Source organism: Novosphingopyxis sp. YJ-S2-01 (genome assembly GCF_016093175.1).
GTDB classification, from domain to species: domain Bacteria; phylum Pseudomonadota; class Alphaproteobacteria; order Sphingomonadales; family Sphingomonadaceae; genus Novosphingopyxis; species Novosphingopyxis iocasae.
Window position 1 is genome coordinate 2,589,034 of sequence record NZ_JAEDAI010000001.1, and the last position, 23,271, is coordinate 2,612,304.

General features: G+C 64.2%; 25 protein-coding genes. 5 read left to right on the top strand and 20 right to left on the bottom strand.

Annotated elements, in window-relative coordinates; all coding sequences use genetic code 11:
* Nucleotides 1-2: 2 nt before the first annotated feature.
* A complete protein-coding gene (mscL, locus tag I6A82_RS12655; RefSeq protein WP_198095165.1) occupies nt 3-464 on the bottom strand; it encodes a large conductance mechanosensitive channel protein MscL in 462 nt (153 codons plus the stop codon).
* Nucleotides 465-592: 128 nt separating this feature from the next.
* On the opposite strand from mscL, the gene I6A82_RS12660 reads away from it, so the two are divergent.
* The 5 genes from I6A82_RS12660 to I6A82_RS12680 all read left to right on the top strand — a co-directional run bounded on the left by I6A82_RS12660 (nt 593) and on the right by I6A82_RS12680 (nt 4,089).
* The gene (locus tag I6A82_RS12660; RefSeq protein ID WP_198095166.1) at nt 593-1,198 is read left to right on the top strand and encodes a LemA family protein; all 606 of its coding nucleotides are present in this window, start codon (nt 593-595) and stop codon (nt 1,196-1,198) included.
* On the top strand, nt 1,198-2,088 hold the full coding sequence (locus tag I6A82_RS12665) for a TPM domain-containing protein (protein WP_198095167.1): 891 nt from the start codon (nt 1,198-1,200) through the stop codon (nt 2,086-2,088). The genes I6A82_RS12660 and I6A82_RS12665 overlap by 1 nt, the downstream gene beginning before the upstream one ends.
* Nucleotides 2,088-2,771 carry a TPM domain-containing protein gene (locus I6A82_RS12670; protein WP_198095168.1) on the top strand — a complete coding sequence of 228 codons (684 nt, stop codon included), beginning with the start codon at nt 2,088-2,090 and terminating at the stop codon, nt 2,769-2,771. The genes I6A82_RS12665 and I6A82_RS12670 overlap by 1 nt, the downstream gene beginning before the upstream one ends.
* An 11-nt stretch (nt 2,772-2,782) precedes the next feature.
* On the top strand, nt 2,783-3,316 hold the full coding sequence (locus I6A82_RS12675) for an NUDIX hydrolase (RefSeq protein WP_198095169.1): 534 nt from the start codon (nt 2,783-2,785) through the stop codon (nt 3,314-3,316).
* A gap of 104 nt (nt 3,317-3,420) precedes the next feature.
* Entirely contained in the window at nt 3,421-4,089 is a 669-nt protein-coding gene (locus I6A82_RS12680; RefSeq protein ID WP_232343444.1) for a hypothetical protein, read from the top strand.
* Between the two features lie 39 nt (nt 4,090-4,128).
* Here I6A82_RS12680 and I6A82_RS12685 read toward each other — a convergent pair whose 3' ends face one another.
* The 19 genes from I6A82_RS12685 to I6A82_RS12775 all read right to left on the bottom strand — a co-directional run bounded on the left by I6A82_RS12685 (nt 4,129) and on the right by I6A82_RS12775 (nt 23,256).
* Nucleotides 4,129-4,413, bottom strand: coding sequence for a UvrB/UvrC motif-containing protein (locus I6A82_RS12685; RefSeq protein WP_198095171.1), 285 nt, complete (start codon nt 4,411-4,413; stop codon nt 4,129-4,131).
* A 72-nt stretch (nt 4,414-4,485) separates the two neighbouring features.
* Nucleotides 4,486-4,764, bottom strand: a complete 279-nt coding sequence (locus I6A82_RS12690; RefSeq protein WP_198095172.1) for an ETC complex I subunit — start codon at nt 4,762-4,764, stop codon at nt 4,486-4,488.
* 331 nt (nt 4,765-5,095) lie between these two features.
* The gene (hrpB, locus tag I6A82_RS12695) at nt 5,096-7,534 is read right to left on the bottom strand and encodes an ATP-dependent helicase HrpB (RefSeq protein ID WP_198095173.1); all 2,439 of its coding nucleotides are present in this window, start codon (nt 7,532-7,534) and stop codon (nt 5,096-5,098) included.
* Entirely contained in the window at nt 7,531-8,925 is a 1,395-nt protein-coding gene (locus tag I6A82_RS12700) for an MATE family efflux transporter (RefSeq protein ID WP_198095174.1), read from the bottom strand. Before I6A82_RS12700 ends, hrpB begins: the two co-directional genes overlap by 4 nt.
* A 9-nt stretch (nt 8,926-8,934) precedes the next feature.
* Complete coding sequence (locus tag I6A82_RS12705; RefSeq protein ID WP_198095175.1) at nt 8,935-9,948, bottom strand: polyprenyl synthetase family protein; 1,014 nt, start codon at nt 9,946-9,948, stop codon at nt 8,935-8,937.
* 85 nt (nt 9,949-10,033) lie between these two features.
* Nucleotides 10,034-10,357 carry a hypothetical protein gene (locus tag I6A82_RS12710; protein ID WP_198095176.1) on the bottom strand — a complete coding sequence of 108 codons (324 nt, stop codon included), beginning with the start codon at nt 10,355-10,357 and terminating at the stop codon, nt 10,034-10,036.
* Between the two features lie 5 nt (nt 10,358-10,362).
* Nucleotides 10,363-11,364: a chemotaxis protein CheB gene (locus I6A82_RS12715; RefSeq protein ID WP_198095177.1), complete on the bottom strand. Its 1,002-nt coding sequence runs from the start codon at nt 11,362-11,364 to the stop codon at nt 10,363-10,365.
* A 5-nt stretch (nt 11,365-11,369) separates the two neighbouring features.
* Nucleotides 11,370-11,819, bottom strand: coding sequence for a chemotaxis protein CheW (locus tag I6A82_RS12720; protein WP_187336720.1), 450 nt, complete (start codon nt 11,817-11,819; stop codon nt 11,370-11,372).
* Nucleotides 11,820-11,842: 23 nt separating this feature from the next.
* Nucleotides 11,843-12,205: a response regulator gene (locus I6A82_RS12725; RefSeq protein ID WP_187336721.1), complete on the bottom strand. Its 363-nt coding sequence runs from the start codon at nt 12,203-12,205 to the stop codon at nt 11,843-11,845.
* Between the two features lie 24 nt (nt 12,206-12,229).
* The gene (locus I6A82_RS12730; protein WP_198095178.1) at nt 12,230-12,781 is read right to left on the bottom strand and encodes a chemotaxis protein CheD; all 552 of its coding nucleotides are present in this window, start codon (nt 12,779-12,781) and stop codon (nt 12,230-12,232) included.
* The gene (locus I6A82_RS12735) at nt 12,778-13,791 is read right to left on the bottom strand and encodes a protein-glutamate methylesterase/protein-glutamine glutaminase (protein ID WP_198095179.1); all 1,014 of its coding nucleotides are present in this window, start codon (nt 13,789-13,791) and stop codon (nt 12,778-12,780) included. The genes I6A82_RS12730 and I6A82_RS12735 overlap by 4 nt, the downstream gene beginning before the upstream one ends.
* Complete coding sequence (locus I6A82_RS12740) at nt 13,788-14,654, bottom strand: CheR family methyltransferase (protein WP_198095180.1); 867 nt, start codon at nt 14,652-14,654, stop codon at nt 13,788-13,790. Before I6A82_RS12740 ends, I6A82_RS12735 begins: the two co-directional genes overlap by 4 nt.
* A complete protein-coding gene (locus I6A82_RS12745; protein ID WP_198095181.1) occupies nt 14,651-16,966 on the bottom strand; it encodes a chemotaxis protein CheA in 2,316 nt (771 codons plus the stop codon). Before I6A82_RS12745 ends, I6A82_RS12740 begins: the two co-directional genes overlap by 4 nt.
* Nucleotides 16,963-17,247, bottom strand: a complete 285-nt coding sequence (locus I6A82_RS12750) for an STAS domain-containing protein (protein WP_198095182.1) — start codon at nt 17,245-17,247, stop codon at nt 16,963-16,965. Before I6A82_RS12750 ends, I6A82_RS12745 begins: the two co-directional genes overlap by 4 nt.
* A 39-nt stretch (nt 17,248-17,286) precedes the next feature.
* Nucleotides 17,287-18,699, bottom strand: a complete 1,413-nt coding sequence (locus I6A82_RS12755) for a methyl-accepting chemotaxis protein (protein ID WP_198095632.1) — start codon at nt 18,697-18,699, stop codon at nt 17,287-17,289.
* A gap of 253 nt (nt 18,700-18,952) precedes the next feature.
* A complete protein-coding gene (locus I6A82_RS12760; protein ID WP_198095183.1) occupies nt 18,953-20,359 on the bottom strand; it encodes a methyl-accepting chemotaxis protein in 1,407 nt (468 codons plus the stop codon).
* Nucleotides 20,360-20,481: 122 nt separating this feature from the next.
* Nucleotides 20,482-21,405, bottom strand: coding sequence for a flagellar motor protein MotB (locus I6A82_RS12765; RefSeq protein WP_198095184.1), 924 nt, complete (start codon nt 21,403-21,405; stop codon nt 20,482-20,484).
* Nucleotides 21,406-21,409: 4 nt separating this feature from the next.
* A complete protein-coding gene (gene motA, locus I6A82_RS12770) occupies nt 21,410-22,273 on the bottom strand; it encodes a flagellar motor stator protein MotA (protein ID WP_198095185.1) in 864 nt (287 codons plus the stop codon).
* A 134-nt stretch (nt 22,274-22,407) separates the two neighbouring features.
* On the bottom strand, nt 22,408-23,256 hold the full coding sequence (locus I6A82_RS12775) for a flagellin (RefSeq protein ID WP_187336730.1): 849 nt from the start codon (nt 23,254-23,256) through the stop codon (nt 22,408-22,410).
* Nucleotides 23,257-23,271 lie beyond the last annotated feature (15 nt).

Genomic DNA, 23,271 nt, shown 5'->3' on the forward strand with positions numbered 1-23,271 from the left:
GGTCAGGCCGGGGGCGTATCGGCCGCGTTGCGCTTTTTCAGCTCGTCGCGGATTTCCTTCAACAGCTGCACCTCGCTCGGGCCCGGCGTGGCCGTTGCCTCGTCCTTCTTCTCGAACTCGGACATGATCTTGTTGGCGCTGCGCATCAGCAGGAAGATGATGAAGGCCAGGATCAGGAAGTTGATCGTCACCGTGACGAACTGGCCATATCCCAGCAGCGGCACGCCCGCGTCCTTCAGCTCGGCATAGTTGGTGAGCGATCCTTTATACCCCTCCGGCACGGGGCCGAGCTGAATGAAATAGCGGGAGAAATCGAAGCCGCCGAAGATCGCGCCGACCACCGGCATGATGACGTCCTCGGTCAATGACGTGGTGATCTTGCCGAACGCGGCGCCGATGATCACGGCCACCGCCAGATCGAGCACATTGCCGCGCAGGACGAATTTCTTGAACTCGGCGAACATTCGGGTCTCCCTGCTGAAATTCTGTCATATGTTTATGCCGCCCCGGCCGCCGCTTGTCGATTGGCGGTGGCGGGCCATGGGTCTTTGCGATTAGATGGGCCCAACGCATTTCCACGAAAGGACGATCCATGCGACCTGCCCTTCCGAAACTTTTTCCCAGGCTGCTGATCGCCGCGCTGGCCGCCGGCCTGCTATCCGCCTGCGGCATCAACAGCGTGCCGACCGCCGAAGAGAACGCCAAGGCGCGCTGGGCCGATGTGGAGGCCGCCTATCAGCGCCGCGCCGACCTCATCCCCAATCTCGCCAACACCGCCGAGCGCTATGCCGAGCAGGAGCGCAACGTGCTGACCGAAGTGACCGAGGCCCGCGCCCGCGCCACATCGGTGCAGGTGAACGCCGACGATCTGGACAATCCGCAGGCGCTGCAGAATTTCGCGCAGGCGCAAGGACAGCTCGGCCAGTCCCTCGGCCGTCTGCTGGCGAGCTTCGAGGCTTATCCGGACCTCAAGTCCAACCAGAACTTCCTGGCTCTGCAGAACGAGCTGGAGCGCACGGAGAACCGCATCAACATCGCCCGGCGCGATTATAATGAGGCGGTGCGCGAATATAACACCACCATCCGCACCTTCCCGGACATCATCGGCGCGAAGATCATCCACGGCGCCGAGCCGCTGGTGCCGTTCGAGGCCGACGCCGGCGCGGAAAAAGCCCCGGAAGTCTTTGGCAAGAGCTGATGGGCAAAGCAAACAGCAATCCTTCCCCCCGGGTGGGGGAAGGACACCTCTCCGCCGCAGCACAGGGGCTGGCGGCGCGGTTCCTGCTCCTTTTCGCGCTGTTCTTTGTCGCCCTCACCCCCGCTGCGGCACAGGACTTTCCCAAGCTCACCGGCCGCGTGGTCGATCAGGCGGGCATTCTCGGCGATGCCGACGAGGTGTCGCTGACGCAGCAACTCGCCGCGCTCGAGCTGCGTACCGGGCGTCAGGTCGTGGTCGCCACCGTGCCCAGCCTGCAAGGCTATCCGATCGAGGATTTCGGCTATCAGCTTGGCCGCACCTGGGGCATCGGCAGCAAAGAGAATAATGACGGCGTCCTTCTGCTCGTTGCGCCGGAGGAGCGGCAGGTGAGCATCGAAGTCGGCTACGGCCTGGAACCGGTGCTGACCGACACGCTGGCCAGCACCATCGTGCAGGGCGCGATCATCCCCAGATTCCGCGACGGGGACTATCCGGGCGGCATCCAGGCCGGCGTCAAAGCCATCGCCAGCCAGCTCGAACTGCCGCCCGAGGAAGCGCGCAAGCGCGTGGCCGCGGCCGATGCGCAGGCGCGCAAGCGTCAGGAAGGCGGCTTCCCCTGGGCGGGCCTGATCTGGCTGGGCTTCTTCGCCTTCATGTTCATCGGTCCGCTGATTGCAGGCGGGCGCGGACGCCGTTCGCGCTATCGCCGCGGCGCGGGGATGAGCGATGTGATCCTGTGGGGCATGCTCAGCGGCATGGGCGATAGTGGGCGCCATGGCGGCGGCGGCTTCGGCGGGGGCGGCTTCGGCGGCGGTGGGGGCCTTGGCGGCGGAGGCTTCTCCGGCGGCGGCGGAAGCTTCGGCGGCGGCGGCGCATCGGGGGGCTGGTGATGGCCAGAACCATTCAGCTCTCCGCCGAGGACCATCGTAGGATCAGCGATGCCGTGTCGAACGCCGAGCGGCATAGCGACGGCGAGATCGTGACCATCGTCAGCGAATTGTCCGATCATTATCAGGACATTTCCAGCCGCTGGGCGGCGGCGATGGCCCTCCTTTTCCTCATCGCTCTTCCCATCGCGCCCGGTTTCTGGCGCGGCGCGATGGAGCTGGTCAGCAGCGGCTGGTCCCAGGATTATAGCCCGGCAGCCCTCCTCACCGCGATCGCGGCGACGGCAGTGTTCCTCTATTTCGTCGCGACGCTGATGCTGGAAAATATGAACCTGCGGCTGTTCCTCACGCCCCCCAATGTGAAGGAAGACCGCGTCCGTGCGCGCGCGGTGCAATTGTTCCGCGTGGGCACCGAAAGCCGCACCGACGGGCGCACCGGCATCCTCCTCTATCTTTCGACCATGGAGCACCGCGCCGAAATCGTCGCGGACAGCGCCATTGCCGACAAGGTGGAGCCCGCCCGATGGGCCGAGGCGATGGCCGCGCTGATCGACCAGGTGAAGGAAGATCGCCCCGCCGAAGGCATGATCGCCGCGGTGGAGCAGGTCGGCGCGATCCTGGCCGAACATTTCCCCAAGAGCGAAGGCAATCCCAATGAATTGCCGGACCGCCTGATCGAATTATGAGCGCCGGATCCATGAACGAACAGATGATGGAAGAGCCCGAAAGCACGCAGTGGGAGGGGGACTATATCATCGTGCGCCAGCGCGGCACGTGGGAATATGTCGGCCGCCCGCGCGGCATCCGCGCCGCCGTCATCCTGGCGGTGGACGAGGGCGAGATCTTGCTGGTCGAGCAGTTTCGCGTGCCGCTCGGCAAGCCTTGTCTGGAACTGCCCGCCGGGCTCGTCGGCGATGAGGACTCCGGCGACGAGGACGTGCTGGAAGCCGCCGCGCGCGAGCTGGAGGAAGAAACCGGCTACCGCGCGGACGAGCTGGTATCGCTGGGCGAATTCTTCTCCTCCCCCGGCATGATGAGCGAAAGCTTCACGCTGGTGCGCGCCCACGGATTGACGCGGATCGGCGAAGGCGGCGGCGTCGGGTCCGAAGACATCACCGTCCACCGCGTACCGCTCGGCCGAGTGGAGGATTTCGTGGCCGCCGCCCGCGCGCGCGGCGTCGCTATCGACGTGCGCGTGATGAGCCTGCTGATGGCCGACTGGATCGATTGAACGCGCCGCACATGCTGGATGGCAAGTGGGATGTTCAGCTCAAGTAAAAGAAAGCTGAACGATGGTTCCCCGACATGACCGTTCGACATCAAGGGGAAACCATCATGAAAAGCTGGCTCATCGGCGCTGTCGCCCTCACCGTCACCGGAACGGGCATCGCCCTCGTCCCGTCCGCTGCCACCCCGGCGCAGGCGCAAGGCCGCGAGGCGGCGAGCGAGTGGACCATCGGCCCAATCATCGACCGCAAGAATTACTCGATCAACATGCCGCTCCACCCGACGCGCACGCGGCAGGGCTGGTCGGTCGCCTTTCCCGATCCGCGGCAGCCCGGCGAGATCCATTATGTCACGCGGCGGGTGCGCTCGCTCGAAGGCGCGCGGCGCATCGTAGCGCGCTATCGCATCGACGCCGCGCCCGGCACCCGCTTCGTGCCGCAGGAATATCCCGACAAGACAGCCACCGTCGGTCTCTATTTCCAGCGGCGCGGCGACAATTGGCGGGCGAAGGGCCCCTATGATTTCTTCCGCTGGTATGCGCCGGCGTCCACCGTCAAACCGCTGAAGCCCGGCGTTTACGAGATGAGCGTGGATTTGGACGGCGACTGGGGTTCGGTCTACGGAAAGAAGGCCGCGCAAAATCCCGCCATGTTCGAACGTGCGCTGGCCGATGTCGACAATGTCGGCCTCACCTTCGGATCGGACGGCGGTCGCGGCCACGGCGTCTACGCCACGGGCCCCGCGCGCTTCACATTGCTGGATTTCCGGATCGAATAAACAGCGGAGCCGGGGGGGGGTAGCGGCCTGGTGATCCAGCTATTTCCCGCCGCGCCGTTTGCTGCGACCGCTCGTCATCGGATCGGGCTTTTTGGGGGGCTTCCAGCCCTCGGGCGGGGAAACGCTCTGCCGGCTGGTGCCCAGGCCCATGGCGCCCGGCTTCTGCCGCGCGATGCCGCTGGTATCCGCCTTGGCGACGTCCTCGCCATCGGCGCCGCCGCGCAGCAGATTGATCCGGTCGCGCAGGCGCGCGGCCCGCTCGAAATCGTCATCCGCGGCGGCGCGGCGCATTTCCTCGCGCAAGTGTTCGATGGTTTCGGTCATGCACCCGGCAACGCATCGCGCGCCCGGACGCTGCATTCGTGATCGCAGAGCGCAGCGCAGGCCGCAGCGCGATCAGCGGAAATTGTCGGCGTAGGCCTGAATTTTCAGCGTCTTGGTGGGCGTCGGCACGATATGCGCCTCGATGCCGTTCTTTTCGGCATAGGCCTTGGCCGCCTCGCAGCTGGGGAAGCGCAGCGTGAGCTGCTGCTTGGTATCGCCCGAACCGGCCCAGCCGGTAAGCGGATCGGGGCGCTTCGCCTCGGCCGGATCATATTCCAGAATCCAGCGGTCGGTAAGCGCGCGGCCGGAGGACATGGCGCTTTTGGGGCGCTGATAGATGCGGGCGGTCATGGTTTTTCCCTGCCCCCGGCGCGGCGCAAAATCAAGATGGATCGGGCGCGGCGGGTGCGAGTTCGGTGTTTGTTCTGGCAATGTAGGAGATCGGTCGGCAGCGTGGTGGGATGCAAAGCGCTCCGCCTCTCCTTACGTCATTGCGAGCGAAGCGGGCCGCAGGCGACCGCAGGTCAATCAATCCAGGGCGTGCGCAGCGCTGCATCCGCCCTGGATTGCCGCCTCGCCTCCGGCTCCTCGCAATGACAAAATGGAATTAGGGCATTCCGGCGCCTTCACTTTCCCGCTCTGGCCCACTTTCCCGCTCAGGACAGTGTGAAGCCGTGTGAAGCTAACCCCCGCGCGCCTGAGCGCGCTTGGTCTTCAAGCTCGCCACGGCGCTGGCCGGGTCGTCGGGCCAATGGTGCTTGGGGTAGCGCCCGCGCATGTCCTTGGCGACGTCCACCCAGCTGCCGCGCCAGAAGGCGGGCAGATCGCGCGTCGTCTGCACCGGGCGGCCTGCCGGGCTGGTCAGGGAGAGGACCAGCGGCACCGGCGGGCGGCCCACCACAGGATGCTCGGACAGACCGTAGAAGGCCTGCACCCGCGCCTCCACCGTTGGCCCCGCCTCGGCGGCATAGTCGATGGCGTGGGTGGTGCCCGCAGGCGTCGTGAACTCGGGCGGCGCGGCGGCGGCGATGCGCTGGCTCTCGTCCCAGCCCAGCAGCCCCTCTAGCGCGCCGTGCAGCGCCCCGCGGTCCACCGCCTCGAAGCGGGTGACGCCGTCCAGCAGTGGCTCCAGCCACTGGTCCAGCGCCTCCAGCAGCGCAGGCTCGGTCAGCGCCTCCGATCCGGCGAAGGCCGCGCGGCGGCGCAGCGCCTGCGCCTTCGCGCCCCAGGGCAACAGCCCGAGGCCGTGGGTCCGCACTGCCTCCAACAGCGCATCGCGCACCGCCTGCGGATCGGGCGAATCGTCCTGCCCGCGCCTGAGCGCGATCGCGCCCAGCCGCTCCTCGCGCAGCGCCTCTATGCGGCCAGCCTTGGCATCGAAACGCACGGTGCGACGCGTCTCGATGCGCCCCGCGAAAAGCCGCCGCAGCTCATCCTCCTCCACCGGCGCGGCGGAAAGGATGCGCGCCCCACCCGCCGCACCCTGCACGTCGGCCACGGCGAGCCATGCGTGGCGGGCCAGAGGCGATGCCGGATCGAGCCGGAAGCCGCGCCCGCCCGCCGCGATCCACTCCGCCCCGTCGCTCCCCCGCCTGCGCGCCACGCGGTCCGGGAAGGCAAGTGCCACCAGCGCGCCGATCGACAGCCTCTCCCCCTGCCCTGCCGGCACGAGCGCCGCCCATCGCTTGGCGAGTCCGCGCGCCGCCTCCGCCTTACGCCCGCGTTCGCCTCGCCAGCGCTGCAGCCGCGCCTCCAGGTCCTCGCCGCGCCCGCCCAGTCCGCGCTCCTGGCAAAGCACCGCGACGCGTGCGCCCTCCTCCACCTGGCCATGCGCGCCCGCGATGACGAGCATGTGCGCCAGATGCGGTGGCATCGGCAGCGCGGCCAGCGTCTCGCCATGGGCGGTGATGTGGCCGGTGTCGCCCAGCGCATCGATGGCCTGCAGCGCCTTGCGCGCTTGGCGCAACGCCGCGGCGGGCGGCGGATCGAGCCAGCGCAGTGCAGCCACGTCGGCCTCGCCCCACTTGGCGCAGTCCAGTACCAGCGGCGCGAGGTCGCTCTCCAGTATCTCGGGCGGGTCGTACGGGATCAGCCCGCCGGTCGCCGCCTCCTCCCACAGCCGGTATGCCGTTCCCGGCGCCTGCCGCGCCGCGCGGCCTGCGCGCTGGATTGCGCCCGCCCGGCTCACCCGCTCGGTAACGAGGCGCGGTGTGCCCGCCGCCTGGTCGAAGCGGGGCCGCCGCGCGAGGCCGCTGTCGACCACGATGCGCACGCCGTCGATGGTGAGGCTGGTCTCGGCAATGCTGGTGGCACAGATCACCTTGCGCCGCCCCTCCGGATCGGGCCGGATCGCCGCGCGCTGTTCCGCCGGATTGAGCGAACCGTGGAGCGGCAGCACGCGGACGCTGGCAGGCAGCCGCTCGGCGAGGCGCTCCGCCGTCCGCTCGATCTCGCCAACGCCCGGCAGGAAGGCGAGCAGGTCGCCGTCGCGCTCGGCCAGCGCGCGCTGCACCGTGCCCGCCATCTCGTCCTCGATCCGGCGCTCGGCGCGGCGGCCGATATGGATCAGCTCCAGCGGATGGCTGCGCCCCTCGCTCTCGATCACCGGGCAGCCATGCATCAGCGCGGAGAAGCGCGCACCGTCGAGGGTGGCCGACATGGCAAGGAGGCGCAGGTCCGGCCGGAACGCGCCTTGTGCTTCGAGCGCGAGCGCAAGGCCGAAGTCGCTATCCAGGCTGCGCTCGTGCACCTCATCGAACAGCACGGCGGCGATGCCGGTCAGCTCCGGATCGGCGATGATGCGATTGCGGAAAATCCCCTCGGTCAGCACCAGGATGCGCGTGCTTGCGGAGCGCTTCGTGTCCATGCGGGTGGCGTATCCAATGGTGTGCCCCACCGGTTCTCCGGCAAGCTCCGCCATGCGTTCCGCCGCTGCGCGCGCCGCCAGCCGGCGCGGGCTGAGTAGCCAGATCTCGCCCTTGCACCAGTCCTCGCCGAGCAGTGCGGGCGCCGTCATCGTCGTCTTGCCGGCCCCCGGCGGCGCGACCAGCACGGCATTGCTGCCCGCGCGCAGCGCCGCCTTCAGATCGGGCAGCACCGCCTCGATCGGCAGCGCGCTCACGCCTCGCTCGCCGTCAGGCCGAGCCTTTCGCGCAGGAACCAGCGTCCGCACATCAGCACCGCCGTCGCCGCGAGCCCGCCCGCGAGGCCGAGCCACACGCCGACCCCGTCGAGGCCTGCATGGAACGCCAGGAACCAGCCCAGCGCGAAGCCGATCGCCCAGTATCCCAGCGCCGCGAAGACCATCGGTATGCGCGTGTCCTGGATGCCGCGCAGCAGCCCCGCGCCCACGGCTTGCAGCGAATCGACCAGCTGGAACAGCGCAGCTACGCCGAGGAAGGCAACGGCGAGGCGGTACACCTCGGCATCCTCCGGCGTTACGGGCTGCACGAACAGCCCGACCAGCGGACCGGGGATCAGCCACATCAGCGCCGAGGAGAAGGCCGCCGAGGCAAGACCCAGCGCCAGCGCCACCTTGCCGACGCGCGACAGGCCCGCGGGGTCACGCCGCCCGTGGAAGATGCCCGCGCGCACCGTCGCCGCCTGCCCGATCGACAGCGGTACCATGAAGGCGAGCGCGGCGATCTGGATGGCAACGCTATGAGCTGCGAGCGAGGCGCGGCCGATCAGGCCCATCAGGAACACCGCGGCGGAGAACACGGTCACCTCCATCGCATAGGTGCAGGCGATCGGCAGGCCCACGGCGAAGATGGCGCGAAAGCGCGGCCAGTCGGGCCGCCAGAAATTGCCGAAGAGGCGATAACGGCGGAAGCGGCGTACACCGGTCACCACCAGCACGCCGCCGAGGCCGAGGACGAGCTGCGACAGTGCGTTCGCGATCGCCGCGCCCTCCAGGCCGAGTTCGGGCAGGCCCAGATGACCGAACACCAGCGCCCAGCAGGCAATCGCATTGAAGATCAGCCCCACCGCCATGATGTAGACGCCCCACATCGGGCGCTCCAGCGCCGTAACGTAATAGCGCAGGATCAGGCCAACGAGCCAGGGGAACAGCCCCCACATCGCGATACGCACGAACGGCGCGGCGGCGGCGGAAAGATCGGCGGTCTGGCCGAGCGCGAGAAAGATGGCCTCCGCATTCCAAAGGATCGCCCAGACGGGCACACAGATGGCGGCGGAGGCCCAGATCGCCTGGCGCACCGTGCGGCGCACATCGCGCACGCTGTTCGCGCGCCGTCCATATTCCGCCGCGATCAGCGGAGAGGCGGCGGTGACGAGCCCCATGCAGAACACGCCGAACACCCAATAGAGGTTCACGCCGAGCGCCGCCGCGGCCAGCGCATCGACGTCGTAACGTCCGAGGATTACCACATCGGTGGTGTTGATGGCCGCCTGCGCGAGGTTGCCGACGACCAGCGGCAGTGCGAGGCGCAGCGTCATGAGGCCTTCGCGCCGGAACGATCCGGCGGGGTGGGTGGCAGCGATGTCGTTCATGTCCGGCGCCTAATAGGCGCGGCTGATCGCGAACTCCACCGCCTCGGTGAGCGCCGATTTGGCCGGCCCTGCCGGAAACGGCGCGATGGCGTCGATCGCGCGCTGGCCGTAATGACGCGCCCGGTCGATGCTGTCCGAAATGGCATCGTGCCGTTCGATCAGCCGGGTTGCATGGGCGAGATCTTCATCGGAGACGCGCCGCCCTGCCATCGCCTCACGCCAGAACGCCTGCTCTTCGGCGTCACCGCGCGCAAAGGCGAGGATCACGGGAAGCGTGATCTTTCCGTCGCGGAAATCATCGCCGACGCCTTTGCCCATGGTGGCGCTATCGGATGCGTAATCGATCGCGTCGTCCACCAGCTGGAAGGCAACGCCGAGATTGCGCCCGTAGCGATCCAGCGCCTCTTCCACGGCATTGTCGCGCTCGGCCACCACCGCGGCGATGCGGCAAGCGGCGGCGAACAGCGCAGCCGTCTTCGCGCCGATGATATCGAGATAATGCTCCTCACTCGTCGCCAGCTGGCGCTGCGCAGTAAGCTGATCCACCTCGCCCTCGGCGATGACGGCAGAGGCATTGCTGAGAATCTTGAGCACCTTCAACGAGCCGTCCTCGACCATCAACTCGAAGCTGCGCGAAAACAGGAAGTCGCCGACCAGAACGGCTGCCGGGTTGCCGAAAATCAGGTTCGCGGCGGTCTTGCCCCGGCGCATGTCCGACCCGTCAACGACATCATCATGCAGCAACGTCGCGGTGTGGATGAACTCCACCGAGGCGGCGAGCTTGTGATGCCGGTCTCCCGGATAATCGAGCAGCGCCGCGCAGGCGAGCGTCAGCATGGGACGCAGCCGCTTGCCGCCGCCCGCGATCAGATGCCCGGCCAGTTCCGGTATCAACGGAATGTCCGATTGCATGCGATCCAGGATCACGCTGTTCACGCGATTCATGTCGCTGGCGACAAGCGCCATCATCGGTTCCAGGGAGGCCGCACGGCCCGGTTTCAGCAGATGAACGTTCGCGGCCATGTCAGGACGGGATTTGGCAAGTTGCGCGCACTTGCGCAAGAGGGCGCGCGCCTTTCCGGAACCGCACCGACAATGTCCGCGCCGTTCAAGCTATATGAAGGGGGCTTTCGCCTGCCTTCAATTTCTCCAGCATGTCCGAAAGCCGGGTCGCCATGTCCTGTAGCGTAACCGCCGCGATCCGCTCGCTCGCCGGTTCGCGTGAACGCAGCATCTGGGCGATTGCGAGCTGCATCTGTGTGATGTGATCGATCTTCTGCAAGCTCTTCATGTGCCTTCGCAGCGTTTCCGGATCGCTGCCCAAATCATAGGCCAGATTGCCGAGCAGCCGGGTAATGTTCACCAGCTCCTCCGCCAGCACGATATCGAGCAGCGCATCTTCGGAGCTAAGTTCTGCCCTAATGGGTTCCATATAGCTCATTTGGATAGCAGTCCGGTCAGCGTTTTGGTCAGGTCCGCGGGCTTGACTTCCTGCGATGCAAAGCCGCGTTCCAGCGTGTATCCGCCGCCCGCATTGGCCGAGATGCAATGTCCGCGCACGCCCGAGATCGCGTTCGCGCCGCCTTTGGCGTCATCGCTGTCGGACAGCAACAGACCCACGGTATCGACCGTGGCAGCCTTGGCGGCTGACGCAAAGAGCAGCGAAATCGACGGGCGCTCGCCAGCCACGGGATCGCGCGGCAGCAGCTTCAACTGCCCATCGGGCCAAGCTGAAACGACCATGTGGGCCTCTCCCTGAGGTGCAAAATAGATCGTGCCTTTTTCAATCGGCATATCGGCATCGGCAACCAGGACGCGCGGCGCAATCTGGCTGTCGAGCTTCTCGGCCATCCCCTGCACCATCCCCGGCTCGAGATGCTGTACGACCAGCATGGGCGGGCAGTCTTCGGGCATCTGCTCGAAGAGGTTGAACAGCGACTGCGTGCCCGATGCATCGGCACCGACAACCGTCAGGCGGCCGTTCCAGTTGATGGGCGCGGATTTGCCCGTGCTTTTCGCACCGCCAACGGTGGGCAGCCGTGCGTTCTTCGCGGTGCCGATAATCTTGCCCAGTTTGGCGATAATCGCGTCCAGCTCCTTGGGCGCGGCAACCTTGGGTTTGGGCAGACAGGCGACGGCGCCGAGGCGCAGGGCCTCGATCGATTCGGATGCGCCATCGGTCGTGCGGGTGGAGAACATGATCACCGGCATCGGCTTGTTCTCCATGATCTCCTTCAGATATTCGAGGCCGCTCATTCCGGGCATCTCGATATCGAGCGTCATCACTTCCGGCTTGAGCGACTGGACCATCTCACGGGCTTCGGCAGCGCCGTCCGCCAGCCCGACAATCTCCACGCCCGGCACACGCTCTAGCGCGCCGCACAATAGCGCGCGCATGGTAAGCGAGTCGTCGACGACAAGGACTTTGGTGCGGGCCATGAAACTTACTCCGGATGGGATGCCGCACCGTGCGGCAATTGCTCGACGAGACGCTCGAGCGACAATACGAGGATCAGACGTTCGTCGATGTTGACGAGACCTTCGAGGAACCTGGCGGCGATGGTGTCGCCCATGTTGGGCAATGGCTGCAGACCATCCTCGCTAACGGTAACGATGTCATTAACCGCATCGACGATGATTCCCTGAAGCTGCTCGCCGATCTGGACAACGATGATCACATGGCGCGCGGTGGTATCGGTCGTGCCCCAGTTCAGCCGATGGCGCAGGTCCAGCACCGGCAGTACGACGCCGCGAAGGTTCACCACGCCGCGGACATATTCCGGAACGTTGGGAAGCGGCGTTGCGGGCGACCATGCGCGGATTTCCCGAATGGCCATGATATCGATACCGAGCACCTGATCGCTCAGCTGAAAGGTGATAAGTTGGCGGCTCATTTTAGATGTCCTCTTCAATCGGCTCAATGCATCACGCGGCGAAGCGCGGAGGCCAGCTTTTCGGGATCGAACGGCTTGACGATCCAGCCGGTGGCACCGGCATTGCGCGCGCGCTGTTTCTTCTCGTCGGAGCTTTCGGTGGTCAGCACCAGAATGGGCATCTCCCGCTCGCCTTCGCCGCGCACGCGCTCGATCAGCCCGAAACCATCCAGGCGCGGCATGTTGATATCGGTGATCATGACGTCCGGCTTGATGCTGCCCAGCTTTTCCAGAGCGTCGATGCCATCTTCGGCTTCGATCACATGATAGCCGAGATCGTCAAGCGCAGCGCGCAGCAGCATGCGCATGCTGGGCGAATCATCGACGGTTAGAATGGACTTCTGCACGGGCTAGCTCCTTGACGGCATTCATCAGAAAAGTTCGACATCGCCGATGGAAACCGGCTTTGCGGGTGGAGTGGGGACTTGCGCTGCAACGCGGGAAAGCTGGACATCCTCAACCTTGCGGCATCGCGCGAGGCCCAGAGCAGCGCGGAACTGGACGCGGCGTGCCGCACTGCCGCCCACATCTTCGCCCACCAGCGGAATACCCTCGGCCTTCAAAAAAACGCGGGCGAAAGCGATATTGTCCCCGCCGATATCGCTGTAATGCGCGTTCATCGTGGCACCGCCGAAGATCCGGGCCTTCATACGGCTGCGCATGGCGCCATGGGCCATCATTTCGTTGATCAGCATTTCCATGGCATGCACACCATAACGCTGCATCGAAGCCGCGTTTTCGACCTTGCCGTGTGCCAGCAGATAATGGTTGATCCCGCCCACCCGCGCAAACGGATCGTAAAGACAGGCCGCGACGCAGCTTCCCAGCAACGTCGTGAGCACGATTTCGGGATCGCGGGAAACGCGGGTTTCTCCCTGCGATACGTTCACGGACCGAAAGGATGTTTCAGCGCCGCTCGTCATGCCGAACATTCCTTCATCAGCTGCGCTGCAATTCTATTCAGCGGAAGCTGCGTGGTGACGGCCCCCATGCGATGGGCCTCAGCGGGCATGCCGTAGACCACCGAGGTGGCCTGATCCTGGCCGACCGTGGCCGACCCGGCATCGCGCATCGCCTTTAGCCCAACGGCGCCATCCGCGCCCATTCCGGTGAGAATGGCGCCCGTCGCGGCGGCACCGGCGTAGCGCGCCACGGAAGAGAACAATCGGTCGACCGACGGGCGGTGACCGCTCACCCGGTCCCCCTGCACCAAACGGCAATGAAAACGCCCCGGGACGCCGGCGATCTCCAGATGATTTTCGCCGCCGGGCGCAAGATAAACCTTGCCGGTCGTCAACGGTGACCCGGCCCTGGCCTCTTCCACCTTGGGCTTGGACAGCCGATCCAGCCGGGCGGCGAAGCTTGCTGTGAACGTGGCGGGCATGTGCTGCACGATCATCGTTGGCGGGCAATTTTCGGGGAAGCCGCGCAGCAGCTCGATCAGCGCCTCGACGCCGCCCGTGGAAGCCCCGATCGCGATCAACGCGTCGGACCGCGGACGGAACGCGTCGCCCACCTGCGCGGGTTTCTGGACGCTGCTTGCAAGCCGCCGTGAAGAGGCCGCAGCCTTCACCGTATCGGCCAGGCTGGTGCTGCCGGTGTCGCTCAGGATTGCCTTGTCGACACAGTCGAATGCGCCCAGCTCCAGCGCTGCCAGGGTGGCGTCCGCACCGCGCGAAGTGAGCGTGGACAGCATCACCACCGGCATCGGCCGCAGCCGCATCAGCCGCTCCAGAAAGTTGATACCGTCCATGCCCGGCATTTCCACATCGAGCGTGATCACATCCGGATCCAGGCTCTTGATGATCTGGCGGGCGGACGTAACGTCGCAGGCCGTACCGACCACCTCGATCTCCGGGTCCTGCTGCAGCGTATGCGAGACCAGGCTGCGCATGACAAAGGAGTCGTCGATAACGACTGCACGTACGGTCATGGCGCAATTTTCCGATAAGTGGTGTTGCCGACGCATTCGAAGCGACTGGCCACGATCTCGTCGAGCCGTTCGGAATGCCCGATATAGAGCGTTCCCCCCTGCTCCAGCTGATCCGCCATGCGGGCCTGCAGCCGTGCCTTGGTGGGACCATCGAAATAGATCATCACATTGCGGCAGCAGATCACATCGAACTTGCTGCGCATCGGCCAGTCGCCAAGCAGATTGAGCGGAAGAAACGAAATCGGCGCGCGCAGCGCGGGGTCGACCTGCATGGAATCTCCCGCTTTTTGCAGCCAGCTTTTGGCCAGCGGCTCGGGGACGGGTTTGACCGTTTCGTGCGGATATATCCCGGCGCGCGCGACATCGAGCATGCTGGCCGAAAGATCGGTGGCGAGCATCCGCAGGTCCAGTTGCAGGATACGCTCAGCCTCGGCGCGCTGCGCGCCCAGCATCGCCATCATCCAGGTATAGGGCTCTTCCCCGCTGGAACAGGCGGCCGACCACAGGCGAACGCGTTTGCCGGCCCGCAACCGTTCAAGTAGCGTGGGCCACACTTCCGCTGAGAAATGTTCGAAATGGTGCTTCTCACGGAAGAAACTGGTGTGGTTCGTCGTGAGCATATCGATCGCGCGATCGCGCTCGGTTTCATCACGTTCGATCAGTTTCAGATAGTCGGAGACCGATTGAAGACCGTTCGCCCGCACTCGCGGCGCAAGGCGTCCGTAGACCATCTGCGCCTTGCTGTCGGGCAGCAGGATGCCCGCGATCTTATAGGCAAGCTTGGAGATCGCACGATGATCCTCCAGGCTGAAATCGAACTCCCGCCGTCTGCTATCCGTGCTGATGGCAGCGAGCGCGTTCACGCGGCCAGTTCCATGGGTACGGCACTTGCGGGGCGGCGGGCCGTCAAGGTGTCGATATCCAGGATTAGGGCCACGCGGCCATCGCCCAGGATCGTCGCGCCGGCCAGCCCGTCGATGGCTCGGTAGTTCGCCTCAAGGCTCTTCACGACGACCTGGCGCTGATCCTGGATGGAATCGACCATGAGGGCGGCAGGGCCGTGATCGCCGTCAACCACAATCAGCACGCCGCTGCGCGGATCGGTTTCGCCATCGGGAATACCCAGCTGGCGGGCAACACGCAGCAACGGAACATGCTGTCCGCGTACGTCCAGCAGCGCTGCGTCCAGACCGATGCCGTTCACGGCACGCTCTTCCGGGCGCAGGCTCTCGACGATATGAGTTAGCGGGATCACGAACGTCTGTGCGCCGACCTTCACGATCATGCCGTCAAGCACAGCGAGCGTGAGCGGAAGGCTGAGCGAGAAGCTGGATCCGGTACCCTCGTTGGACTGGATGCCGATGCGGCCGCCCAGCGCCTGAATGTTGCGGCGCACGACGTCCATTCCGACACCGCGTCCCGAAATGTTGGACACGGTCTCGGCGGTCGAGAAGCCCGGTGCGAAGATCAGATTGTCGATCTCCTCATTGCTCAATGCCGCATCCGGCGCGACGATACCGCGCTCGACAGCGCGCTGCCGCACCCGATCGCGGTTGATACCGGCGCCGTCGTCCGCGACGGTGATGACGATCCGGCCGGACTGGTGCGCGGCCGAAAGCCGAACGACCCCTTCGGCCGACTTGCCGGCGGCGACGCGCTTTTCCGGGCTTTCCAGGCCGTGGTCCACGGCGTTGCGGATCAGGTGGGTTAGCGGTTCGCCGATACGCTCGACAACCGTCTTGTCGACTTCCGTCATCTCGCCCTCGATCTCGAGGCGTACACGCTTGCCGGTCTCGCCCTCCAGTTCGCGGATGATCCGTGGCACGCGGCTGAACACCGTCTGCATTGGCTGGGCGCGCAGCGCCATCGTCGATTCCTGAAGCTCACGCGTCAGATGATCGAGATCGCTGAGTTCGCCGATGCCGTTCAGATCATAATCGCTGAGGCGCTGGGTCAGCATGGCCTGCGTGATCACAAGCTCGCCGACCAGATTGACCAGCCTGTCGAGCCGGTCGAGGTCCACACGAATGGTCTGCGAAGCCGCCACCTTGGGTGCGCTGGAAGCAGGAGCAGCCGCCGCGCTCGGCGCCGCAGTGGCGGCGGGCGCTGACGCTTGGCTTGGCGCAGGTGCCGGAGTGGGCGCGGGAACGGGAGCGGGCGGAACCGCCTGCATCGCCGGTGCGGGCTGCGCAGCGACGGGCTGCACCGGTGCCGGGGCGGCCACCGGGGCCGCTACGGGTGCCGGAGCAGGTGTCGGCTCCTCCAGGGCGGCGGACGGGGACGCCAGATCGGTTTGAGGCGCTGCAGCATCGTCCGAAATTTCTCCGATCCGCTGGAGTTCCAGCCCATAGCCATCGGTGAAATCGAACACGCCCACGATCTCGTCTTCCGAAAGCGCACCGGGAATGTTCAGCTGCCAGGCAAGATAGGAGCATTCGGCATCCATCGCGTCCAGCGACGGAAGGGCGGACAAATCGACTGCGTGCAGTTTCGCACCCAGGCGCTCCAGCTCGCGCAGCAACAAAAGCGGTTCGCCGCCATTGTCGAATGCGTTCGGCGCGGGGCGCATCGAAAGTCGCCAGTCCGCCTCTCCCGCAACCTCGGCTGTCGACGCATCGTTCAGCTCAGCCGTCATCGGCTCGAACGGCGCTTCGTCGGAGGCGGCTTCTTCCGGCGCGGACGCGGGGCCGCCCAGCATCGCCATCAAATCATCGAAATCATCATCAGCGGCGGGCGCTTCCTGGGCCACTTCGGCTTGAGCGGGCTCAGGCTCGGCAGGAGCCTCGGCTGCCGCCGCGTTGACATCCGCCGCCTGCTTGAGGCGTTCGAGCATCGGCCCGTCGGCAGGTGCCTCCTGTCCATCCCGTGCCGCAGCGACATGATCCGACAACAAATCGAACGCCGCGAGGACAGTATCGAGTACGGACTGGTCCAGGGACAGCGTGCCGTTGCGCAGATAGTCCAGCAGGGTCTCATATTCGTGGGTGAACGCCTGCAGGCGCTCATGCCCGAAGGCCCCTGCCCCGCCCTTGATCGAGTGCACGGCCCTGAACACGGTGTTGATCGTTTCAACATCGTAGCTGTCGGGACGGATTTCGGCGAACGCCGTTTCCATCTCGTTCAGTCCTTCTTCGCATTCCTGGAAGAAGATGGCCTGGATTTCCTCGATATTCACGCGCTCGCCCCTTCTTCAGCAGGTTCTAGCAAGACGTCCAGACCGGAAAGTTTGACCATGTTCACCATCGCATCGCTCGGCTGATCGATGCGAAATTCCACTCGCGCATCTCCAGCCGCCTTGCGCGCGGCAAGCAGGACCTGCAGGCCCGCCAAACCGATCTGCTCTACCTGATCGGCCAAAAGTATGACCGGCTGGGCATTTCCGATGGCCTGCCTCAGGTTGCAGCGTAGCAAACCGGATGCGGCGCTGTTCAATGTGGCTGGGAGGAGTTGGTTCATGGTCCTGTCCCTTGGGAGACTACATAGAAAAATCGGCGATCAGAACTCGGACCAATCGTCATCGGCAAGGGCCGTGTTACCGGCGACCCGGGCCGTTACGGCCGGCTGGGCCATCTGACGGGCGGCACGCGCCTGCAACTGGTGCACAGGAGACGCGGCAGGGCCGCGCTGAGCAGAGCCAGAAACCCGGAACTGCGAAACCTGACGGGCAAGCACATCTGCCTCTTCGGCCAGGCTGCGGGCAGCTGCCGTCGCTTCTTCCACCATGGCTGCGTTCTGCTGCGTCACGCCGTCCATTTCGGACACTGCGGTGTTCACCTGCTGCAGACCATTGGCCTGCTGTTCTGCGGAGGTCGATATCGAGGAAACGAGGGTGCTGACTTCCTTGATCCGATTGATGATACGTTCCAGCGATGCGCCGGTCTCGCTGACCAGTTGCACGCCTGCATCCACCTGCCCCGTGGACGCCGTGATCTTCGACTTCACGTCCTTGGCTGCATCCGCAGAGCGCTGCGCCAAGGCCCGAACCTCGGATGCGACCACGGCAAAGCCCTTGCCCGCATCGCCGGCACGCGCCGCTTCAACGCCGGCGTTCAATGCGAGCAGGTTGGTTTGGAAGGCGATACCGTCGATTACCGAGATGATCTCGCTGATTTCCGCGGCAGAGCGCTCGATCCCGTTCATGGCCTCTACGGCGCGCTGCACGACGTCGCCGGACTGTTCGGCCTCCGAGCGCGTTTCGATAACAACCTGATTGGCCCGGGTGGCATCCTGCGCCGCCTCGCGGACCGTGGAAGTGATCTGATCCATGGCGGCGGCCGTCTCCTCCAGGCTGGCGGCCTGCTGTTCGGTGCGCTGGGACAGATCGTCCGATGCCTGACGGATATCGGCGGAACCGTTGTTGATGCTGCTGGCAGCGTCGATGACCGCGGATATGACTTCGGTAAGCGACTGCAGCGCCTCGTTGTAATAATTCCGCAGCTGATCATAGCCTTCCGGAAACGGCGTTTCGATGCGGTAGGTCAGATCGCTGTCGGACAGCTTGCGCAGACCGTCGCTGAGAGCGTCGACAACCTGCTCCTGAGCCTCATTGGATGTCTGGATCTTTTCGCCATTGAGACGGAAAACATCCATCGCCCGCGCAATGCGACCGATGCAGTCCTTGTAGTCCTGATGGGCAATCGGACTTGAAAGATCACCGGCGGCAAGGGATTCCATGCGTTCCACGGTGTCGACATAAGGGTCGCAGATCGCTTTTTTGGATACTAAGACCACGGTCGCTTGCGCAACGACTGCAAGAAACGCGATGCCCAGCATCACTTCTCCCGAGATCCACCCGAATTCGATGCCGAATGCGGTTGCTGCGACGAAAGCCGTAATGGCGATATGCACCCAGAAAAGAGCGGTGAACTTTGTCCGGATGGGTGCTTTTTCTTTAAACCAGCGCAGCATGGTATTGTCCTTATTTGCCGTGCTCCCGCAAATTTGACGTTTGCGACAACTTCCCCCCACATCGAACACCTCGATATGACCGACACGTAAACAATCCGTTTACGTTACATTTTATGTACGAAGTGATACTAATTAGGCATTCTGGGGGGATAATTCAGTCTTCCTTCGATCCTTCCGTTCGAAGCATTAACCCTCATTTGCGTTCTCTGGTTACAGGGCACACAGGCGACTGACTGCGGGTCGTTTTGGGCGACTAGAATTCGGACCAGTCGTCCTGCGCCAAAGCAGTGTTCCCGACGACACGCGCCGTCAGCGCCGGCTTTGCCATCTGGCGGGCGGCCCGATCCTGAAGCGCATGCACCGGAGACGGCGCGCTGCGTTCTGGCTTCGTTTCGATCTGGAACCCTGCAACCTGGCGGGCAAGCGAGTCCGCTTCCTCTGCCAGACTTCTGGCCGCTGCGGTGGCTTGCTCGACCATGGCGGCGTTCTGCTGCGTCACACCGTCCATTTCAGAAACGGCGGTATTGACCTGCTGGAGGCCGTTGGCTTGCTGCTCAGCCGATGTCGAGATCGAAGAAACCAGATCGCTGACCTCCTTGATCCGGCCGATAATCCGCTCAAGCGAGGCACCCGTCTCGCTGACCAGCGCCACTCCGGAATCGACCTGCTCGGTGGAGGCAGTGATTTTCGACTTCACATCCTTCGCAGCGTCTGCCGAACGCTGGGCCAGAGCCCGCACTTCGGATGCCACCACGGCAAAGCCCTTGCCCGCGTCGCCAGCCCGTGCTGCCTCAACCCCTGCGTTCAGCGCCAGGAGGTTGGTCTGAAAGGCAATCCCGTCGATCACCGAAATGATGTCGTTGATTTCGGCGGAGGCGCGTTCAATTCCGTTCATCGCCTCGACCGCACGATGCACGATATGGCCCGATTCTTCGGCTTCGGTCCATGTGGCACCGACCACCTCGTTGGCGCGCTTGGCGTCCTGAGCGGATTCGCGCACCGTGGAGGTGATTTGATCCATCGCCGCTGCGGTCTCTTCAAGGCTGGCGGCCTGTTGCTCCGTGCGCTGCGAAAGATCGTCCGAAGCGTGCCGGATATCAGCGGCACCATTATTGATGTTGGCTGCCGATCCAACCACGGCCGAAATGACTTCGGACATCGAAATCAAAGCCTGATTGAAGTTGGTGCGCAATTCTTCATACACGCCAGGGAACGCGTCTTCGATGCGGTAGCTGAGGTTGCCGTCGGCCAGCTTGTGCAGACCGTCGCTGAGCACGCTGACGACCTGCTCTATTTCAGCGGCACCCTCTACTTTCTCAGCATTGGCACGAAAGACCTCCATCGCCTTAGTCAAGCGCCCCACGCAGTCCGCATGCTGTGTGTGCAAGACCGGACTGGTGAGATCACCGTCAGCCAGCCCCTCCATACGCACGACCGTCTCCACAAACGGATCGCAGATCAGTTTCTTCGCGACCAGGACCACGGCGATATGAGCGATCAAACTTCCGATCGCCATGCCGAGCGCAGCAACCGGCGAAATCCAGGTCTGGATGGAAGCGAAAACAGCAGCGGCGACTATGGCAGCTAGGAAGCCATGGATACAAAGGAGGGCAGTAAACTTCCTCCTGATCGGCGCTTTTTCTTTAAACCAGCTAACCATAACATCCCCCACTCAACTTCTGGGATCGGCTAGCCCTATTGCACAGCCGATGCCTCACGCTGATAGTTGGAAATAGGATAATCTGGTAAACAGATGGTAAATGGCAAGTAATTACTAGATGATTACTTTGGGTGTATGCTGGAAGACGAAAGCCCTTCGGCGACTTCTTCACTAATCGCACGCCCGCTGCTGGCCTGGGTCAAGAGCGTAATCGACATGCGCCGGTTGCGCGGGTCGGCTGCATCGCCTGCGTTGTAGGGCTGCCGGTCCGACACACCTTCGATCTTGTCGAAACGATCCTCCTTCAGTCCGCCGGAAAGCAGGCCCTGCCGGGTTGCTTCGGCACGTGCCGCGGAGAGTAGCCAATTGTTCATCGTCTTGCCCGAGGCGTAAGGCAGACTGTCCGTATGCCCGCGTACGGCGATGGCGTTCGGAAGGTCACGGATCGCACCCGCCACTTCTTGGAGCAGCTTAGCGGCGCGCGGAACCAGCCGATTGCTCGAAAGCTGGAACATGGCAAAGTCCGCGGCATCGACAACCTCGATCCGTAGCCCCTCCGTCGTCCGGATGAATTTGATGTTCTCGGACAGGTTGCGCAGCTCTGCCTTTTCCTGAAGCCGCTTGCGAATTTCCTTCTCGATCGCGTCGAAGCGTTTCTGCTCCTCCTTGCGCAAGGCAAGGTCCGCGCCGTCGCGGCTGCCGGTGGCATCCTTGGGGATGGTCAACGTGCGGGTTCCGGTCTGGCCCGGCGCATGGGGATAATCATCGCGCGAAACGACGGATTCGCCCCCGAACAAACCGTTGGAGCCGGCGCTGCCCTGTTTCATTTCCACCAGCGTAGGTGCGAAGTAGTCCGCGATCGCCTTGCGCTGGTCTTCATCCGTCGCGCCAAGCAACCACATCAGCAGGAAGAACGCCATCATCGCCGTCACGAAGTCGGCATAGGCCACCTTCCACGCACCGCCATGATGGCCGCCATGGCCATCCTCGATGATCTTCTTGATGATGATGGGGCGCAGATTGTCCCCTTTGGGAGCGCTAGCCATGGCCTCAGCGCGCCCTCAGACCGTCGAACACATCGGCGAAGCTGGGCTGGTTGGCGTGGCTCAAGCCAGAGCGTGCGGCCTCGATCACCAGCGGCTGCGGATGGCCATGCAAAGTGGCGACAATGATCTGCTTGGCGGTCTCGTAGATCTTGTGATCTTCCTCGATGATCGCCTTCACCCGGTTCGCGATCGGGCCGACGATGCCGTAAGCCAGAAGCACGCCGAGAAAGGTGCCGACCAGCGCCGAGCCGATCATCTCACCCAGAACTTCCGGTGGTTGATCGATCGCACCCATCGTTTTCACAACGCCGAGCACGGCGGCAACGATGCCGAGCGCGGGCAACGCGTCTGCCAGCCACTGCAGATTGTTCGCAGGGCCCATCGCTTCATGATGATGCGACTTCAGATGCTGATCGACCACATCCTCGACCGAATGGGGATCGAGGTCGCCCGAAGAAACCACGACGAGGCGCAGGCTATCGCAAATCAGCGCCACCAATGTCTTGTCCGCAAGCAGGCGCGGGAACTCAGCAAAAACTGCGCTATTCTGGGGATCTTCGACATGCGGCTCCAGGGCCACCGGCCCTTCGGAACGCATCATCTTCGTCAGCTTTCCGCACAGGAAGATGCAATCCAGATAATCCTGCCGCTTGTATTTCGGCCCCTTGAAGACCTTGGCGAAGCCGCCGCCGAGCGCTTTCAGGTCCGGCCCGCTATTGCCGATCACGATAGCGGCCACCGCCGCCCCGCCGATCACCATCATTTCGATGGGGAGCGCATGAAGCACGGCGCCGATATCACCACCGGAAATGATGAACCCTCCGAACACCATAACCAGAAGAATGACGAGACCGATTGCAACCATCATGACGGATAAATCCCTGTAGATCGCCTGGAACGGATGATCCGTCCGGCAGTGATCGGCTGAACGGCAGCCGGGTCGACTAAGTTAACGGCCGCGGCGTCCTTCCATTAAGGCTGTTTTCCGACCGCGGGCGACGCTTAGCGGAGATAATCCATCAGCGATCTCTGCTCGATTTTCGCATACACCGCTTGTGCCGCCTCCAGTGAAACCTGGAGCGCCTGGAGACGGGTGATCGCTTCGCTGACATCGACCTCCTCAATCTCCTTGCGGCGACTGGCTAGAACGATGCGGCTTTCCGAATATTGCTCGCGCGCGCTGTTGAGACGCCCCTTTACCACGCCCTGCTCGGTCAGCATCTGGGTCATGTGATCGATGACCTTGTCGACCGGGCGCAGCATGCCTTCGCGTTCCGGCTGCGTGCCGGTGCGCATCGCATCGATCGCATCCTGAAACAGCTGTTCGATCGATGTCGTACCGCCGCTTCCGTCAGGAATGTTTTCCGCGATCCGCGCATAGGTCGGAGAAGCGACGACATTGCGGGTCCCGCCGATCGGAACTTCAATCGCAATCGTCCCGAACAACTTGCCCCCAAACGGATCGCCCTGATCGAGGATATCCCGGAAGTTGGCCCGGATGCCTTCCAGCTCGATCGCAATGCCCTCCCGGTCCACGGCGCTGACCGAATCATTGTTCGAAAGCACGATCAGTTCTTTCGCGCGCGTAAGGCCCGCCGCGATCTCGTTCATGCTCGATTCCGCCTGAACGGCGCGGGTTTCGGCGCGTCCGATATTGGCCGTGGACGCCGCCTCGTCTGTTTGCTGGCGCGCGATGAGCGAGAGTTCCAGCCAGCCCTGCGGATCGTCCGAAGGAAGCACCAGCCGCTTGCCGCTGGAAATAGCCTCCTGCTGCTCGGCGATCGCCTTACCCAGATTGAGCTGGGCCTGCACCGCGTCCCGCGGACGATTGCGATTGATGGACTGGACCATAAGCTCGGTTCCTTA

Excerpts from the sequence above, each read along its gene's own strand:
- mscL (WP_198095165.1), bottom strand. The coding sequence starts at position 464 with ATGTTCGCCGAGTTCAAGAAATTCGTCCTGCGCGGCAATGTGCTCGAT.
- I6A82_RS12660 (WP_198095166.1), top strand. The coding sequence starts at position 593 with ATGCGACCTGCCCTTCCGAAACTTTTTCCCAGGCTGCTGATCGCCGCG.
- I6A82_RS12665 (WP_198095167.1), top strand. The coding sequence starts at position 1,198 with ATGGGCAAAGCAAACAGCAATCCTTCCCCCCGGGTGGGGGAAGGACAC.
- I6A82_RS12670 (WP_198095168.1), top strand. The coding sequence starts at position 2,088 with ATGGCCAGAACCATTCAGCTCTCCGCCGAGGACCATCGTAGGATCAGC.
- I6A82_RS12675 (WP_198095169.1), top strand. The coding sequence starts at position 2,783 with ATGAACGAACAGATGATGGAAGAGCCCGAAAGCACGCAGTGGGAGGGG.
- I6A82_RS12680 (WP_232343444.1), top strand. The coding sequence starts at position 3,421 with ATGAAAAGCTGGCTCATCGGCGCTGTCGCCCTCACCGTCACCGGAACG.
- I6A82_RS12685 (WP_198095171.1), bottom strand. The coding sequence starts at position 4,413 with ATGACCGAAACCATCGAACACTTGCGCGAGGAAATGCGCCGCGCCGCC.
- I6A82_RS12690 (WP_198095172.1), bottom strand. The coding sequence starts at position 4,764 with ATGACCGCCCGCATCTATCAGCGCCCCAAAAGCGCCATGTCCTCCGGC.
- I6A82_RS12700 (WP_198095174.1), bottom strand. The coding sequence starts at position 8,925 with ATGAACGACATCGCTGCCACCCACCCCGCCGGATCGTTCCGGCGCGAA.
- I6A82_RS12705 (WP_198095175.1), bottom strand. The coding sequence starts at position 9,948 with ATGGCCGCGAACGTTCATCTGCTGAAACCGGGCCGTGCGGCCTCCCTG.
- I6A82_RS12710 (WP_198095176.1), bottom strand. The coding sequence starts at position 10,357 with ATGGAACCCATTAGGGCAGAACTTAGCTCCGAAGATGCGCTGCTCGAT.
- I6A82_RS12715 (WP_198095177.1), bottom strand. The coding sequence starts at position 11,364 with ATGGCCCGCACCAAAGTCCTTGTCGTCGACGACTCGCTTACCATGCGC.
- I6A82_RS12720 (WP_187336720.1), bottom strand. The coding sequence starts at position 11,819 with ATGAGCCGCCAACTTATCACCTTTCAGCTGAGCGATCAGGTGCTCGGT.
- I6A82_RS12730 (WP_198095178.1), bottom strand. The coding sequence starts at position 12,781 with ATGACGAGCGGCGCTGAAACATCCTTTCGGTCCGTGAACGTATCGCAG.
- I6A82_RS12735 (WP_198095179.1), bottom strand. The coding sequence starts at position 13,791 with ATGACCGTACGTGCAGTCGTTATCGACGACTCCTTTGTCATGCGCAGC.
- I6A82_RS12750 (WP_198095182.1), bottom strand. The coding sequence starts at position 17,247 with ATGAACCAACTCCTCCCAGCCACATTGAACAGCGCCGCATCCGGTTTG.
- I6A82_RS12755 (WP_198095632.1), bottom strand. The coding sequence starts at position 18,699 with ATGCTGCGCTGGTTTAAAGAAAAAGCACCCATCCGGACAAAGTTCACC.
- I6A82_RS12760 (WP_198095183.1), bottom strand. The coding sequence starts at position 20,359 with ATGGTTAGCTGGTTTAAAGAAAAAGCGCCGATCAGGAGGAAGTTTACT.
- I6A82_RS12765 (WP_198095184.1), bottom strand. The coding sequence starts at position 21,405 with ATGGCTAGCGCTCCCAAAGGGGACAATCTGCGCCCCATCATCATCAAG.
- motA (WP_198095185.1), bottom strand. The coding sequence starts at position 22,273 with ATGATGGTTGCAATCGGTCTCGTCATTCTTCTGGTTATGGTGTTCGGA.
- I6A82_RS12775 (WP_187336730.1), bottom strand. The coding sequence starts at position 23,256 with ATGGTCCAGTCCATCAATCGCAATCGTCCGCGGGACGCGGTGCAGGCC.